Genomic DNA, 15221 nt, shown 5'->3' on the forward strand with positions numbered 1-15221 from the left:
GCCCTCAGGGGGACGGCGCGTGGACGCCCCGGGACGGCCGGGCCACCCTGCTCGGCACCACCGCGTACGCCGTGGGGCCGGACGGGACACCGGCCACCAGGTCGGGCGGCGGCCTGTCCGCCTACCTGATCGATCCCGACGCCCTGGCCTCTCCCGTGCTGCTCGCCTCGGAACCGGACGCCCCGACGCTGCGGGTGTGCGACCTCAGCCACGACGGCCGACTGGCGCTGCTGCGCCGCGGGCCGCGCGGACGGCGGGAGGCGGTCGTCCGGCGCGTCCTCGACACGGCGGCCACCTTCACCCTGCCGGTCGCCGACGGCGACCAGTGGATCGGCCGGTTCTCGCCCGACGGGCGGACCCTGTGGCTGCGCAGCGACGCCGACCGGGAGTTCGCGGCACTGTTCGCCGTCGCCCTGGGCCCCGACGGAACACCGCGAGGACGTTCCGTCGTGGCCGAACGCGAGGACGGCGAGCTCGAACTGCTGGCGCTGGCGCACGACGGCCGCACCGCGGTGCTGGCATGGAACGTGCGGGGCGCCAGCGAACTCGACGTCGTCGAGACCTTCCCGGGGCCCGGGAACCTGGACGCCGTCGGACCGGCGCGCCCGGTGCCGCTGCCCCACGAGGTCGTCACCCGGGTCACGGCGGCCGGGGCGGGGCGGCTGATGCTCGCGCTGTCCGGTTCGCAACGCCGGCCCGGCGTGTGGTGGGCCCACGAGGGCGTGGCCCTGCTGCGCACCCCGTGGTCCTCCCGGGACGAGGACGCCGTCCCGCCGGGCCGACCGCCCGTACGCCCCGTCCTCACCCGTCTCTCCGCCCGGGACGGCCTGCCCCTCAGCGGCTGGTACTACCGCGCTCCGGGACGCGCCCCGAACGAGCCGGCGCCCTGCGTCATCCACCTGCACGGCGGCCCCGAGGACCAGGAACGCCCGGTGTTCGACCCGCTGTACCACGAGCTGCTCGGTCGCGGACTGGACGTCTTCGCCCCGGACGTGCGCGGTTCCGGCGGACACGGCCGGTCCTTCGTCGACGCGGACCTGGGCACCGGCCGCTTCGCCGCGCTCGACGACGTCGCGGACTGCGCCGCCCACGCGGTCACGGCGGGCCCCGCGGACCCGACCCGGCTCGCGGTGATGGGGCGCTCGTACGGCGGCTACCTGACCTTCGCCTCCCTCGTGTGGCACCCGGACCTCTTCCGCACCGGTGTCGCCGTCTGCGGCATGTCCGACCTGCTGACCTTCTTCGCCGGCACCGAGCCGTGGATCGCGGAATCGGCCGCGCACAAGTACGGCCACCCGGAACGCGACCGCGAGCTGCTGCACGCCCTGTCACCGATGAGCCGCATCGACGCGCTGCGGGTTCCGCTGCTCGCCGTCCACGGCGAGCACGACACCAACGTGCCGCCGGGGGAGTCGGAACAGTTCGTGCGGGCCGCCCGCGAGCGCGGGGTCCCCGCCGAACTCCTCGTCCTGCGTGACGAGGGGCACGACTTCCTGCGCGCGGACAACCGGCGCCTGTTCCGCCGCGCCGCCGCCGACTGGATGGAACGGCTCCTGCGCCCCTCCTGAGCGCTCGGGACCGTTCCGGCGTTTCGGCAGCCGTGCGCGGTCCACTCGGTGTGCAGACCGAGTGGACCGTACGGCCCCGACACCTGGACGGGCCGAACGGACCTGGGAGGAACCATGGATCACTCGCGGGTGCCCGTGCTGGAGGCGCTGGAGGAGTTCCGCCGTCGCGGAGACGTGGTCTTCGGCCCGCCCGGCCACAAGCAGGGCCGCGGCGTCGACCCGCGCGTGGCCGAGATCGTCGGTCTCGACGTGTTCCGCTCGGACGTCCTGTCCCTCAACGGCCTGGACGACCGCCGCCAGTCCCAGGGCGTGCTCGGTCAGGCACAGGAGCTGATGGCGGACGCGGTCGGGGCCGAGCAGGCGTTCTTCTCCACCTGCGGCAGCTCCCTGTCCGTGAAGACGGCGATGCTGGCCGTGGCCGGCCCCGGGGAGAAGCTGCTGCTGTCCCGCAACGCGCACAAGTCCGTGATCTCGGGGGTGATCGTGGGCGGCGTGGAACCGGTCTGGGTGCACCCCAAGTTCGACGCCGAGCGCCACCTGGCGCACCCGCCGGAGCCCGACGACGTACGCCGCAGCCTCCAGGAGCACCCGGACGCCAAGGGCATGCTGCTGATCACCCCCACCGACTGGGGGACCTGCGGTGACATCCGGGGCGTGGCGCGGGTGTGCCACGAGTTCGGCGTGCCCCTGATCGTCGACGAGGCCTGGGGCGCCCACCTGCCCTTCCACCCCGGGTTGCCGGCCTGGGGCATGGACGCCGAGGCGGACCTGGTGGTCACCAGCGTCCACAAGATGGGCGGGGCCATCGAGCAGAGCTCGGTCTTCCACCTTCAGTACGACCGGGTCTCGCCGGAAGCGCTCAAACAGCGGGAGGACCTGCTCGGCACCACCAGCGCCTCCTCCCTGGTGTACATGACCCTGGACGGCTGGCGCCGCCAGATGGTCGAGCAGGGCCACGACCTCCTGGACGCCGCCCTGCGCCGCGCGGAACGCATCCGCCTGGCGGCCCGGGACCTGCCGGGACTGCGGCCGATGGGGCAGGAGATCGTGGACGAGGGGCTGGCGGCGGACTTCGACCCCCTGAAGATCGTGATCGACGTGCGCGAGCTCGGGATCAGCGGCATGCAGGCCGCCGAGTGGCTGCGTGCCGAGCTGCACGTGGACCTCGGCGGCTCGGACACCTGCCGGATCAGCGCCTCGATCACCCACGCCGACGACGACGAGACCGAGAAGACGCTGCTGGACGCCCTGCGCGCCCTCACGGAGGGCGCCGACTCCATCGAACCCAGGCCGCCGGTACACCTGCCCGAACCCTCGGCCCTGGAACTGGAGCAGGCCATGCTGCCGCGCGCGGCCTTCTTCGCCGAGGTCGACCATGTCCCCGCCGAACAGGCCGCGGGCCGCATCGCCGCGGAGATGATCAGCCCCTACCCGCCGGGTGTCCCTGCGATCGCTCCCGGCGAGGTCATCACCGACGAGGTCCTCGACTACCTGCGCAGCGGCGTCGAGCACGGCGTCCTGATCCCGGACGCCGCCGACCCGTCGGTCACGACGTTGCGCGTGGTGGCGCGGCACTGAGGCCGCGGTGGGAGAAGGCCGGGCCCGGTGCGGGTGAGCACAGCCCCGCTCAGGCCACCCGGATGCCCACGATGCAGGTGTCGTCGTCCGTGTCGGACCTGCTGTGGGTCAGCAGGCGGTCCAACTGCTGGTCCAGCGTGGGCGGCACCGCGCGCGCGAGAGTCAGGAACTGCTCCAGGGACTCCTCCACGGACCGGTCCCGGCGTTCGATCAGACCGTCCGTGTACATCAGCAGGGTGTCGTCCACGGCGAGCTGGACCTCGTGCTCCTCGTACCTCGCCTCCGGTACGGCGCCCAGCAGCAGCCCCGTGACCAGCGGCAGCGGTGCCGCCTCCGAGCCGCGCACCAGGACCGGCGGCAGATGCCCGGCCCGCGCCCAGCGCAGGGTGTTGGTCTCGGGGTCGTACAGGCCGCAGACCGCCGTGGCGGTGACGGCGCCGGTCAGATGGTGGGCCACCATGTTGAGCCAGGAAAGCAACTGGCCGGGCCCCGCGCCGGTCACGGCGAGCCCGCGCAGCGCGTTGCGCAGCACCACCATGCTGGTGGCCGCCTCGATGCCGTGCCCCGCGACGTCCCCCACGCACAGCAGCACCAGCCGGGACGGCAGCACGACCGCGTCGTACCAGTCGCCGCCGACCAGATGCTGGGTCTCGGCGGGCCGGTAGCGCACCGCCACGTCCAGTCCCGGAACCTCCAGCGGGGCCTGCGTCGGCGGCATGATGGCGTGCTGCAACTGCAGGGTCAGCCGGTTGCGTTCGCTGGCCTGCTGCTCGGTGTGGGCGAGCTGGTCCCGGGTGGCGGCCAGGGCCACCTCGGTCCAGTGGTGCGCGGAGATGTCCTGGTAGGCGCCGCGCAGCACGTACAGCTGGCCGGAGGAGTCCAGGACCGGCTCCGCCACGACCCGGATGTGCCGGGTGACCCCGTCGGGCCGCTGCAGCCGGAACGCCGCGGACGCGGGACGGCGCTGGTGGAGCAGGGTGCGCAGAAACCTGCCGATGGCGACGGCGTCGTCGGGATGGGCGTGGGAGGGCAGTTCCTCCAGCGGCACGGGGGACTCGGAGGCGGGCCTGCCGTAGAGGGAGTAGAGCTGGCCGTTCCAGGTGATCTCGCCGGTCAGCAGGTTCTCCTCGAAGCCGCCGATGCGGCCGAGGCGCTGGGCGTGCTGGAGCAGGCTCGCCAGCCGGGCCGTCTCGTCCTCGATGCGCCAGATCAGCAGGACGCTGTCGCCGTGCCGGCTGACGTTGATGTCGGCGACCGCGGCGAGCTGCACGTCGTCCACCAGGGCGGTGAGCCGCATGCGGTGGGCGCGGAAGGGCTCGCCGGTCGCGTAGACCCGCTCGACCCGGTCGAACAGCTCGCTCTGGCCCGCCGCCATCGGGTACGCCTCCAGCAGCAGCGCACCGCTCACCGCCCCCCGCGGCCGACCGGCCGGATCGAGGAAGCGGCTGTTGACGTGGTGGATGCGGAAGTCGACGAGCTGACCGTCGGGCCCCAGGTGCGGCACCAGCACCAGTGCGGGGTCGTGCAGCCCGTCGGCCAGGTCCATCAGCTCGGAGACGTCCGGCAGCACGCGCGGGACCGGAGTTCCGTCGGGATGCTGGAGCGCGTACGTCTCCAGGGTGTGCGCGCACAGCTCGGCCAGGGCCTCGACCTGGCGGACGACCGGCGGGGGAGGGATCTCCTGCGGCGTGGGCCAGACGATCTCCAGGACGCCGTGGATCCGCCCCCCGGTCCCGGCCGGTACGGCGACCCGGCCGCCGTCGGGGTGCTGGTGCTGCCCGATGGACGGCAGGGCGGTCTCGGACAGGCTGCGGATCCAGTCCCCGGAGCGCTCGGTGAGCCCGCGGCGGGCCACCGTCGCCACGCCCGGCGGCACATGGCGCCAGCGCCCCGCCTCGGCCGAGGAGAACCCGGCGCTGCCCGCCAGCGCCAGGGACCCGTCGGACCCCAGGGCCCAGATGGCCACCGCCACCGCGCCGAGCGGGGTCAGCGCGTGCTCCAGCAGGGAGTCGGCGACCGCCTGGGTGTCGTCGGCGGCCAGCGCACCGCTCTCCGCCGTACGCAGCCGTACGGCGGAGGAGTGCCCCTCGGGCGGATCGGCGGGGGCGGTCGCCGCGAGGAAGGCGCTGGTGACCTCCGACAGCCGGTCGCGCGAGGCCTGGTTGATCACCTCGACGGCGAACTCCAGCGGCGTCACCCCGGCCTGCGCGGTGAGCTCGGCGAGCTGCCGCGAGGCCTGCGCCGGACCACAGCCGAGCCGCTCGACCAGGATGCCCTTGGCCAGCTCGATCAGGGCCCGCCCGTCCGCCTCGGCCTGCGCCGCCCGCACCTCCCGGCGCAGCCGCTCCACGGTCGCCGCCAGCCTGCCGACGGGGGAGCCCTCCTCCCCGTCGGTGCCGGCGACGGCGGACCGGTGCCCCACGGGGTCACTCTGGGACTCGGACGGCTGGCGTAGATCACTCACGGTGGGCCTGTTCCTCGACGGGGACGTCACACGGTCGGCTGGGCGGCGCTGCGCGCGCTCACCCGGGCAGCCACCGCCGGACGCGGGCGATGAGGTCGCCGGTGTCCACGGGCTTGGTGACGTAGTCGTTGGCGCCCGACGCCAGGCTCTTCTCCTGGTCTCCCGGCATGGCCTTCGCGGTGACCGCGATGATCGGCAGCTCCGCGTACTGCGGCATCGAACGGATCTCCGCGGTGGCGGCGTAACCATCCATCTCGGGCATCATCACGTCCATCAGGACCAGTGAGATGTCCGGGTGGGCGAGCAGCATCTCGATGCCCTTGCGGCCGTTGTCCGCGTGCAGGACCTGGAAGCCGTGCAGTTCCAGCACCCCGCTGAGCGCGAACAGGTTGCGGGCGTCGTCGTCGACCACGAGGACCGTCCGGCCGAGGAAGGAGTCGTCCACCACCTGTGCCACAGGTCGCTGGGGATCCTCCGAACGCACCAGCGACAGCACGTCGCCCGGCTGCTCGGCGGACAGATGCAGGGTGATGCGCTCCCGCAGGTCGTCCAGGCTGGACAGGAAGTCCAGCGGCCGGTCGCCCGCCAGGGCCCGCAGGCCCTGCTCCTGGCCGAGGTCCACGCGGTGTCCGGTGTGGATCAGGACCGGCACACTGGCCAGCGCCGAGTCACCGCCCATGGCCTCCAGGAAGTCGGCGCCCTCGTCGTGCGGCATGCCGAGTTCGAGGACGACACAGTGGCAGGGGTCGGCCGCCAGCGTGCTCGCGGCCTCCTGCGCCCCCACCGCCGTGATGATGTCGATCGCCCCGTGCGGATCGCCGGAGTCGTACGCGAGGTCCGCGACGGCCCGCTCGGCGACCAGCGTGAGCAGACCGCGCGGCCGCTCCTCGATGACCAGCAGCCGGCGCCTGCGCTGCTCGGGGGCCGGCGCGGCCACGGTGAGCTGCCGGGGCTCGGCCGCCTCCTCGGAGGCCGAGACGTCGTGCGACTGCTCCGCCGGACGTGCCCCGCTCTCCATCAGTTCCTCGAAGTCGGCCCGTGCGACGGGCAGATACAGCGTGAACGTGCTGCCCTGGCCCGGCGTGCTGTCCACCGTGACCGCGCCGCCCAGCAGATGGGCGATCTCGCGGGTGATGGACAGACCGAGCCCGGTGCCGCCGTACTTGCGGCTGGTCGTCCCGTCGGCCTGCTGGAACGCCCCGAAGATCGTCTCCAGTTGCTGCTGCGGAATGCCGATACCGGTGTCCTTGACCCGGAACGCCACGATCGGTCCGCCGCGGTGCACCCCCGGCGGCACCTCCCGGTCGGCGGCGGGCTCGATCCGCAGCTCCACCCCGCCCTGTTCGGTGAACTTCACCGCGTTCGACAGCAGGTTGCGCAGGATCTGGCGCAGCCGGGAGTCGTCGGTGAGCAGGTCGGCCGGGGTTCCGGGCGCGGTGGCGACCGTGAACTCCAGGCTCTTCTGCGTGGTCATCGGCCGGAAGGTGGCCTCGACGTACTCCAGGAGCTTGCGCAGCGGCACCCGCTCGGGCGCGACGTCCATCTTGCCCGCCTCGACCTTGGACAGGTCGAGGATGTCGTTGATGAGCTGGAGCAGGTCGGAGCCCGCCGAGTGGATGATGCCCGCGTACTCGACCTGCTTCGGGGTGAGGTTGCGGGAGGGGTTCTGCGCCAGCAACTGGGCCAGGATCAGCAGGCTGTTGAGCGGGGTGCGCAGTTCGTGGCTCATGTTGGCCAGGAACTCCGACTTGTACTTGGAGGCCAGCGACAACTGCTGTGCGCGGGTCTCCAGTTCCTGGCGTGCCTGCTCGATCTGGAGGTTCTTCGCCTCGATGTCGCGGTTCTGCGAGGCGAGCAGGGAGGCCTTCTCCTCCAGTTCGGCGTTGGAGCGCTGGAGTTCGTCCTGCTGGACCTGCAACTCCTCCGAACGGGCCTGGAGTTCGGCGGTCAGCCGCTGCGACTCGTCGAGCAGCTCGTCGGTGCGGACGTTGGCCACGATGGTGTTGAGGTTGACGCCGATGGTCGGCGTCAGCTGTGCCAGGAAGTCCTGGTGGATCTGGGTGAAGCGGCTGACGGACGCCAGCTCGATCACACCGAGGACCTGCTCCTCGACCACGATCGGCAGCACCACCAGAGCGGTGGGCGAGACCTGCCCGAGACCGGAGGAGATGGTGACGTACCCCTCGGGCAGCTCCTCGACGGTGACGGTACGGCGGTTGCGCGCCGCCTGCCCGACCAGCGAGCGCCCGACCGGGATGCGGGTGGGCCGCTCGTCGTCGTCCGGGTAGCCGTACGAGCCCACCAGCCGCAGCTCGTGCCCGCGTTCGGTGTCCTCGGCCAGGTAGAAGGCGCCGTACTGGGCCGAGACCAGCGGGGTGAGCTCGTCCATGATGAGTTCGGCGACCACGGGCAGGTCCCGGTGGCCCTGCATCAGACCGGAGATCCGTGCCAGATTGGTCTTGAGCCAGTCCTGCTCCTGGTTGGCCCGGGTGGTCTCGCGCAGGGACTCCACCATGGAGTTGATGTTGTCCTTGAGCTCGGCCACCTCCCCGGAGGCCTCCACGTTGATCGACCGGGTCAGGTCGCCCTCGGCCACTGCGCTCGCGACCTCGGCGATCGCGCGGACCTGCCGGGTGAGGTTCCCGGCCAGTTCGTTGACGTTCTCCGTCAGCCGCTTCCAGGTGCCCTCGACACCCTCCACCTCGGCCTGGCCGCCGAGCCGTCCCTCGCTGCCGACCTCGCGGGCGACGCGGGTGACCTCGGCGGCGAACGACGACAGCTGGTCGACCATCGTGTTGATGGTCGTCTTCAGCTCCAGGATCTCGCCCCGGGCGTCGACGTCGATCTTCTTCGACAGGTCACCGTTGGCCACCGCGGTCGTCACCAGGGCGATGTTGCGGACCTGCCCGGTGAGGTTGTTGGCCATCGAGTTGACGTTGTCGGTGAGGTCCTTCCAGGTGCCGGCCACGTTGGGCACCTGCGCCTGGCCGCCGAGGTTGCCCTCGGTGCCGACCTCGCGGGCGACGCGGGTGACCTCGTCGGCGAACGCGGACAACGTGTCGACCATCGTGTTGATGACGTCCGCCAGGGCGGCGACCTCGCCCTTGGCCTCCACGGTGATCTTCTGCGAGAGGTCGCCGCGGGCGACGGCGGTGGCCACCTGGGCGATCGAACGGACCTGGCCGGTCAGGTTCGACGCCATCACGTTGACGTTGTCGGTCAGGTCCTTCCAGGTTCCCGACACGCCCCGGACGATCGCCTGGCCGCCGAGGTTGCCCTCGGTGCCGACCTCGCGGGCGACGCGGGTGACCTCGTCGGCGAACGCGGAGAGCTGGTCGACCATCGTGTTGATGGTGTTCTTCAGTTCGAGGATCTCGCCGCGGGCGTCGACGGTGATCTTCTGGGAGAGGTCGCCCTGCGCGACCGCCGTGGCCACCTGGGCGATGTTGCGGACCTGGGACGTCAGGTTGCCGCCCATGAAGTTCACGGAGTCGGTGAGGTCGCGCCAGGTGCCCTTGACACCCTTGACGTCCGCCTGACCGCCCAGTCGTCCCTCGGTGCCGACTTCCCGGGCGACGCGGGTGACTTCGTCGGCGAACGCGGAGAGCTGGTCGACCATCGTGTTGATGGTGTTCTTCAGTTCGAGGATCTCGCCGCGGGCGTCGACGGTGATCTTCTGGGAGAGGTCGCCCTGCGCGACGGCCGTCGTCACCTGGGCGATGTTGCGGACCTGGGACGTCAGGTTTCCGGCCATGAAGTTGACCGAATCGGTGAGGTCGCGCCAGACGCCGCCCACGCCGGGCACCTGCGCCTGGCCGCCGAGCCGTCCCTCGCTGCCGACCTCGCGGGCGACGCGGGTGACCTCGTCGGCGAAGGCGGAGAGCTGGTCGACCATCGTGTTGACGGTCTCCTTCAGCTGAAGGATCTCCCCGCGCGCGGGCACGTCGATCTTCTGGGACAGGTCGCCCTTGGCCACCGCCGTCGCCACCTGGGCGATGTCACGGACCTGAGTGGTCAGGTTGCCCGCCATGGCGTTGACCGAGTCGGTCAGGTCGGCCCAGGTGCCGGAGACCCCCGGAACCTCCGCCTGTCCGCCCAACGTGCCCTCGGTGCCCACCTCGCGGGCCACTCGGGTGACTTCCGAAGTGAACACGGACAGCTGGTCGACCATGCCGTTGAAGACCGTGGCGATGTCGCCGAGCAGGCCTTCCCCGTCGGACGGCAGCCGAGTGCCGAAGTCGCCGTCGCGTACGGCGGTCAGGCCGGCCAGCAACTGCCGTAGCTCCTGCTCGCCCGGAGCCTTTTCCCGGGCCTCCGTCGACGTGCTGGTCATGCGCACCCTCGTTCCGCTCCCCAAGAGCCCCCGCACCGAGGACTCGGAACCGTGCCGGGCTCGTGAAGGGCCCGCTCACCAGCGACAATCCCGCACCCCACGGAGCTGCCCGATGAGAAATCCGTCGAAGATTAACCCAGGTGCCGAGCAGCGACAAAAGGCCGGGAGAGCGTTGTGACACGCCGCGAAAAAGACGTCGTGAAGAGGGTGTGAGGGTGATGCTCCCGGGTACTCGGGTGCATTTTCACGGCTCCGGACGCGTGGCCGCGAGGGCCTCCTCCAGAGCCGGGTGGAAGGGGATGACGGTGTCGAGTCCCACGAGCTGCAAGGTGCGCAGCACCGCACCCCGCACCACCACGAGCCGCAGGCAGCCCCCTGCGGCCCGGGCGCCCTGGTAGGCGGTGATGAGGGCGTTGACGCCGCTGGAGTCCATGAACGTGACCCGGCTCAGATCGACGACGACCCGCCGCCCCTCGGCGGCCTCCGCCGGAGGCAGGGCCCGCGTCAGACCGCTCACGTTGTCGTGATCGATCTCTCCGTCCACGCCGAGGACGGTGATGCCGTCCGTGTCGGTCCGGATCACGTCAAGTCTGCCGTGGCCCGCTGGTTCCCGGTTCTCTGCCACTCGCGTCCTCTGCGCACTCGATGGGGGCTGTCACATCCTTGGTGCCACCGCTGCCCCGGAAGTCCCGCAGCGATGCATGAGAGAGCCGTTCAGTTCGTTTGCAGCACTGGAACAGCGCGGCACAGGAGTAAGCGACGGAACACGGGGTATCCGCGCGCTCATGAACGGGGTACTGGAGATGGTCGGCAGGCTGCGGTTCCTGCCTGAGGAGTGTTCGCGGATGCCGGAAGCCGCACCTGCCGAGGTGACCGTGGCCCTGGACGGAGCGCACGGCTGTATCGCCGACGCACGGGCCCAGACGTCGAAGTTCCTGGCGCGGGTGCAGGGGGAGTACGGGCTGCAGGTCTCGGCCCGCACCATGGACCTGGGGCAGCTGGTGGTCAGCGAACTGGTCACCAACGCGCTGAAATACGCGCCGGGTCCGGTGCTGCTGCACCTGCGCATCGTCGACGGCATGCTGGAGATCGAGGTCTGGGACACCGACCCGACCCTTCCACTGGCCCGTGCGGCCGACGCGGGGCGGGTGGGCCAGCACGGCCTGGAGATCGTGATGGCGGTCGTCCAGGGGATAGAGGTGCGCCGGGAGCCGGTCGGCAAGTGCGTCACGGCCCGCCTGCCGCTGTCCGAGGACCCGGTGACGTAAGGGCGCCCCTTCCTCCGAGACCGTCGGCCAGGTCACGAGACACCAGGCCGACGGCCGTTTCGACGACCCCCGACACGGGGCGCCGGCCGGGTCGGGCGGACGAAAACCTTCCGCTGGGCCGATCGGCCGCGATCCGCGCTTTGAAATCTCCGGACAGGGGCACTCCTCACCGGTCGAGCCACCACGGGTGCACGCCGTTCCTCCCCGGACCGTGCGTCCCGCCGGGGGACCACGACGGAAGCTGCCCGTACGCACAGTCCTGGAGGTATCCGTGGCTCGTCGCCATCGTCTGATCCGAGTCAGTCCCGGCGCCGTGTGGGACGTCCTCGCGGACGGTCACCGCTACGCGGAGTGGGTCGTGGGCACCGCCCACTCCGAACCGGTCCGGGGGAAGTGGCCGCACAAGGACGCCGCGATCCGCTTCCAGGTCCGGCTCGGGCCGCTCCGGCTGGCGAACGAGACGGTCGTACGCCACTGTGAGGAAGGCGTCGCTCTGGAGCTGGAGGCCCACGCCGGCGTCCTGGGCACGGCCCGCATCGCGATCGAACTGCGACCGTGGGGTGATCAGTGCCTGGTCATCGTGGACGAACATCCGTTGCGGGGCGCCGGTGGCCGGCTGCACAACGTCGGCTTCGACGCGATCATCCAGCTGCGCCACCGCACCATGCTCGCCCGGCTGGCCGCCCTGTGCGAGGACTCCGCCCGCGACACCCCGCGCCCCGCACCGGTCCCGACGGCGGCGGGCGTGGAGGGAGCAGGCCATGCCTGACGCCGTGGTGATCGGCGCGGGTCCCAACGGTCTGGTCGCCGCCAACGTGCTGGCCGACGCCGGCTGGAGCGTCGAGGTGCTGGAGGAACAGCCGGAGCCGGGCGGCGCGGTGCGCCACGACCACGGGGTCGATCCCGCCTTCGTCAACGACCTCTTCAGTTCCTTCTACCCGCTCGCGGCGGCCTCCCCGGTCCTGTCCGCACTGCGTCTGGAGGACCACGGACTGCGCTGGAGCAACGCGCCGAGCGTGCTCGCACACCCCCTGACCGACGGCAGCTGCGCCGTACTGGACCGCGACCTCGACATCACCGCGAGTTCCCTCGACGCCTTCGCACCGGGCGACGGGGACGCCTGGCGGCGGCTGCACGACGTGTGGCAGCGCCTGCGCCCCGACCTCCTGGACGCCCTGTTCACGCCCTTCCCGCCGGTCCGCGCGACGGCCCGTCTGGCATGGCGGCTGCGGGCCGCGGGCGGCCTGCGGATGGCCCGGTCCCTGGCCCTTCCGGTACGGCGGATGGGGGAGGAGGAGTTCAGCGGACAGGGCGGCCGGCTGCTGCTGGCGGGCAACGCCCTGCACGCCGACCTCGCCCCCGAGTCCGCGGGCAGCGGCGGCTTCGGCTGGCTGATGGCCATGCTCGGACAGACCTACGGCTTCCCCGTCCCCGTCGGCGGCTCCGGCGCCCTGACCGGGGCACTGACCCGGCGGCTCCAGGCCCTGGGCGGCCGGGTCCGCTGCGGACAGCGCGTCGACGAGGTCGTCGTCCGCGGCGGCAGGGCCGTCGGCGTCCGTACGGCCGCTGGCGACGCGGTACCGGCCCGCCGCGCGGTGCTCGCGGACGTGTCGGTACCCGCGCTCTACGGCGGGCTGGTCGATCCCGGGCACCTGCCCGCCCAGCTCCTGGACGACCTGCGCCGCTTCCAGTGGGACTTCGCCACGTTCAAGGTGGACTGGGCGCTCGACGGCCCGGTGCCCTGGCGGGCCGAGCAGGCCTCCCGGGCCGGCACCGTCCACCTCGCCGACGGCGTCGACGAACTCACCCGCTTCGCCGCCCAGCTCGCCATGCGGCAGGTCCCGGACCGTCCCTTCCTGCTGTTCGGGCAGATGACCACCGCCGACGCCACCCGCTCCCCACAGGGCACGGAATCCGCCTGGGCCTACACCCACGTCCCCCACGAGATCGGCGCCGACGCCGCCGACGAGGGCATCACCGGCCACTGGGACACCAAGGACCAGGAACTCATGGCCGACCGGGTGGAACACCAGGTGGAGCGGTTCGCGCCCGGCTTCCGGGCCCTGATCCGCGCCCGCCGCATCCTGGCGCCCCCGACCCTCCAGGCCCTGGACGCCAATCTGCGCGACGGCGCCATCAACGGCGGCACGACGGCCCTGCACCAGCAGCTCGTCTTCCGCCCCGTGCCCGGCACCGGACGCCCGGAGACCCCGGTCCCGGGGCTCTACCTGGCGTCCTCCGGCGCCCACCCGGGCGGCGGCGTGCACGGAGCGCCGGGTGCCAACGCGGCACGGGCCGCCCTGCACCGCCACAGGCCCCCGGGTCTCGCCCGCGCGCAACGACTGCTGACCCGCCGCGACCGCACCGGAAGCAGGCGCTGACCGAGGCACCGCCCGCCGGGGCGGCCGTACATGTCGAGGAGGAGCAGTGAACGAGCACGAAGAGACCCCCGGCGGCCCCGACCGCGACCATCGGCGCCCCGCAGGCGTCGACGACACGACCGTCGAGGCCCTCGGGGCGCTGTCCAAGGCACTGGAGACGACCGAGCGGGCCAGGGGCCGGCTGTACGACTTCCACCAGCTCACCGGCACGGCGGATCTCCAACTGGACCGTGCCGTGCGCCTGTTGGAGGAGGCAGGCCACCCCGAATGGGCCGAGAAGGTGCGCTCGGAGATCCTCGGGCGCAACGTCATCCCCGGCCACTGGACCTTCCAGATCATCGAGGCCTACAACGCCACCTACTACCGGCCCTTCCAGCAGCTGGAGGCGAGCGCGGTCCAGGAACTCGCCCAGGGCCGCGACCACTTGTACGAGGCGGAGATGAAGGAGGAGCGGCGCACTCAGGGCCACCCCGACCACGCCGCCCGCCCGCCCGCCGACGACTGAGCGGCAGGCGACCCACAGGGGGCCCGTTCCACGGAAGGAGACCCGGCTCATGAGCGACAGTCCACTCGCCGGCCGGACGGTGGTCGTCACCGGAGCCGCCCGAGGCCTGGGCGCGGCCCTGGCCCGCGAGATCGCCCGGCGCGGGGCCCGCACGGCGCTGCTGGGCCACGAGAAGGCCCTCCTGGAGGCGGTGGCCGAGTCGTTGCCGGGGCCGGCGCTGGCCGTGGAGGTCGACGTGACCGACCCGGACGCCCTGGCCGCCGCGGCCCGCCTGGTGCGCACCCGACTCGGGCCGGTCTCGGCCGTGGTGGCCAACGCGGGCGTCGCCGAGGGCGGCCCTTTCCTCACCTCGCCGCCGGACGCCTGGAGCCGTGTCGTCGAGGTCAATCTCATCGGCAGCGCCCACACCGCCCGGGCGTTCCTGCCGGACCTCCTCGACACCTCGGGCTACTTCCTCCAGATCGCCTCGCTCGCCTCGATCGGGGCGGCGCCGCTGATGAGCGCCTACTGCGCCTCCAAGGCGGGGGCCGAGGCCTTCGCCCACTCCCTGCGGGCGGAGGTGGCACACCGGGGCGTCGGCGTGGGCATCGCCTACCTCAACTGGACGGACACCGACATGATCCGCGACGCCGACCGGCATGTCGTCCTGCGTGAACTGCGGGCCGGCATGCCCGGCCCTGCCCGCCGCGTGTACACCGTGGAAGCGGTCGCCGCCCGCCTGGTGCGAGGGCTGGAGCGACGCCGTACGGCCGTGTACGCGCCGGCCTGGCTGCGCCTGACCCAGCCGGTGCGGGCGGCTCTGCCGCCCCTCGTGCTGCGCGTGTCGCGCCGTACGCTGCCCCGGATGGAGGCCGAGCGGCCCGTCGCGTACACCGGTCCACTCGGCGCCGGAGGCCTGGCCGACCGCGGTTCACGCGGCGAGGACTGAACCGGCTTTCAGGGCAAGGGGGTTGTGCCAGGGGCGGCGGGCGAACCCGCCGCCCCTGGCACAACGGTCCGGGTCAGGAACGCCGTGCCCGGCGGGTGCCGTAGAGGGCGGCCGCACCGAGGGCGATCACCGCGGCCGCGCCGCCGGCTATCGGACCGACCGGCGCGCTGGAACCCGTCTCGGCCAGCGGCGGGGT

Annotated in this window: 10 protein-coding genes; 7 read left to right on the plus strand and 3 right to left on the minus strand. The window is 72.4% G+C overall.

Features of this window, described 5'->3' with window-relative positions; translation table 11 throughout:
* Both EHS43_RS19555 and EHS43_RS19560 read left to right on the plus strand, forming a co-directional pair.
* Window positions 1-1568: S9 family peptidase (locus EHS43_RS19555; RefSeq protein ID WP_260470614.1), on the plus strand; the 1568-nt coding region annotated here is incomplete at its 5' end.
* A gap of 114 nt (window positions 1569-1682) precedes the next feature.
* On the plus strand, window positions 1683-3146 hold the full coding sequence (locus EHS43_RS19560) for an aminotransferase class I/II-fold pyridoxal phosphate-dependent enzyme (protein WP_125192059.1): 1464 nt from the start codon (window positions 1683-1685) through the stop codon (window positions 3144-3146).
* A gap of 49 nt (window positions 3147-3195) precedes the next feature.
* Here the strand turns inward: EHS43_RS19560 and EHS43_RS19565 are convergent, their stop codons facing one another.
* The 3 genes from EHS43_RS19565 to EHS43_RS19575 form a co-directional block, all read right to left on the minus strand.
* Window positions 3196-5568, minus strand: coding sequence for a SpoIIE family protein phosphatase (locus EHS43_RS19565; protein ID WP_260470615.1), 2373 nt, complete (start codon window positions 5566-5568; stop codon window positions 3196-3198).
* A 100-nt stretch (window positions 5569-5668) separates the two neighbouring features.
* The gene (locus EHS43_RS19570; protein ID WP_125192061.1) at window positions 5669-9943 is read right to left on the minus strand and encodes a HAMP domain-containing protein; all 4275 of its coding nucleotides are present in this window, start codon (window positions 9941-9943) and stop codon (window positions 5669-5671) included.
* Between the two features lie 244 nt (window positions 9944-10187).
* Window positions 10188-10526 (minus strand): STAS domain-containing protein, encoded by a 339-nt coding sequence (locus EHS43_RS19575; RefSeq protein WP_125192062.1) that lies wholly within the window; start codon window positions 10524-10526, stop codon window positions 10188-10190.
* Between the two features lie 202 nt (window positions 10527-10728).
* On the opposite strand from EHS43_RS19575, the gene EHS43_RS19580 reads away from it, so the two are divergent.
* The 5 genes from EHS43_RS19580 (at window position 10729) to EHS43_RS19600 (ending at window position 15025) form a co-directional block, all read left to right on the plus strand.
* Window positions 10729-11211 (plus strand): ATP-binding protein, encoded by a 483-nt coding sequence (locus EHS43_RS19580; protein WP_125192063.1) that lies wholly within the window; start codon window positions 10729-10731, stop codon window positions 11209-11211.
* A gap of 271 nt (window positions 11212-11482) precedes the next feature.
* Entirely contained in the window at window positions 11483-11980 is a 498-nt protein-coding gene (locus tag EHS43_RS19585; protein ID WP_125192064.1) for an SRPBCC family protein, read from the plus strand.
* A complete protein-coding gene (locus tag EHS43_RS19590) occupies window positions 11973-13592 on the plus strand; it encodes an NAD(P)/FAD-dependent oxidoreductase (protein WP_125192065.1) in 1620 nt (539 codons plus the stop codon). The genes EHS43_RS19585 and EHS43_RS19590 overlap by 8 nt, the downstream gene beginning before the upstream one ends.
* Window positions 13593-13638: 46 nt before the next feature.
* Window positions 13639-14097, plus strand: coding sequence for a hypothetical protein (locus tag EHS43_RS19595; RefSeq protein ID WP_125192066.1), 459 nt, complete (start codon window positions 13639-13641; stop codon window positions 14095-14097).
* A gap of 49 nt (window positions 14098-14146) precedes the next feature.
* On the plus strand, window positions 14147-15025 hold the full coding sequence (locus EHS43_RS19600) for an SDR family oxidoreductase (protein WP_125192067.1): 879 nt from the start codon (window positions 14147-14149) through the stop codon (window positions 15023-15025).
* The last annotated feature ends 196 nt before the right edge of the window (window positions 15026-15221 follow it).

Source organism: Streptomyces sp. RP5T (assembly GCF_003933965.1).
GTDB lineage: Bacteria > Actinomycetota > Actinomycetes > Streptomycetales > Streptomycetaceae > Streptomyces.

Bases quoted from the DNA above. Each gene is read 5' to 3' on its own strand.
- EHS43_RS19560 (WP_125192059.1), top strand. From the start codon at position 1,683: ATGGATCACTCGCGGGTGCCCGTGCTGGAGGCGCTGGAGGAGTTCCGC.
- EHS43_RS19570 (WP_125192061.1), bottom strand. From the start codon at position 9,943: ATGACCAGCACGTCGACGGAGGCCCGGGAAAAGGCTCCGGGCGAGCAG.
- EHS43_RS19580 (WP_125192063.1), top strand. From the start codon at position 10,729: ATGAACGGGGTACTGGAGATGGTCGGCAGGCTGCGGTTCCTGCCTGAG.
- EHS43_RS19590 (WP_125192065.1), top strand. From the start codon at position 11,973: ATGCCTGACGCCGTGGTGATCGGCGCGGGTCCCAACGGTCTGGTCGCC.
- EHS43_RS19600 (WP_125192067.1), top strand. From the start codon at position 14,147: ATGAGCGACAGTCCACTCGCCGGCCGGACGGTGGTCGTCACCGGAGCC.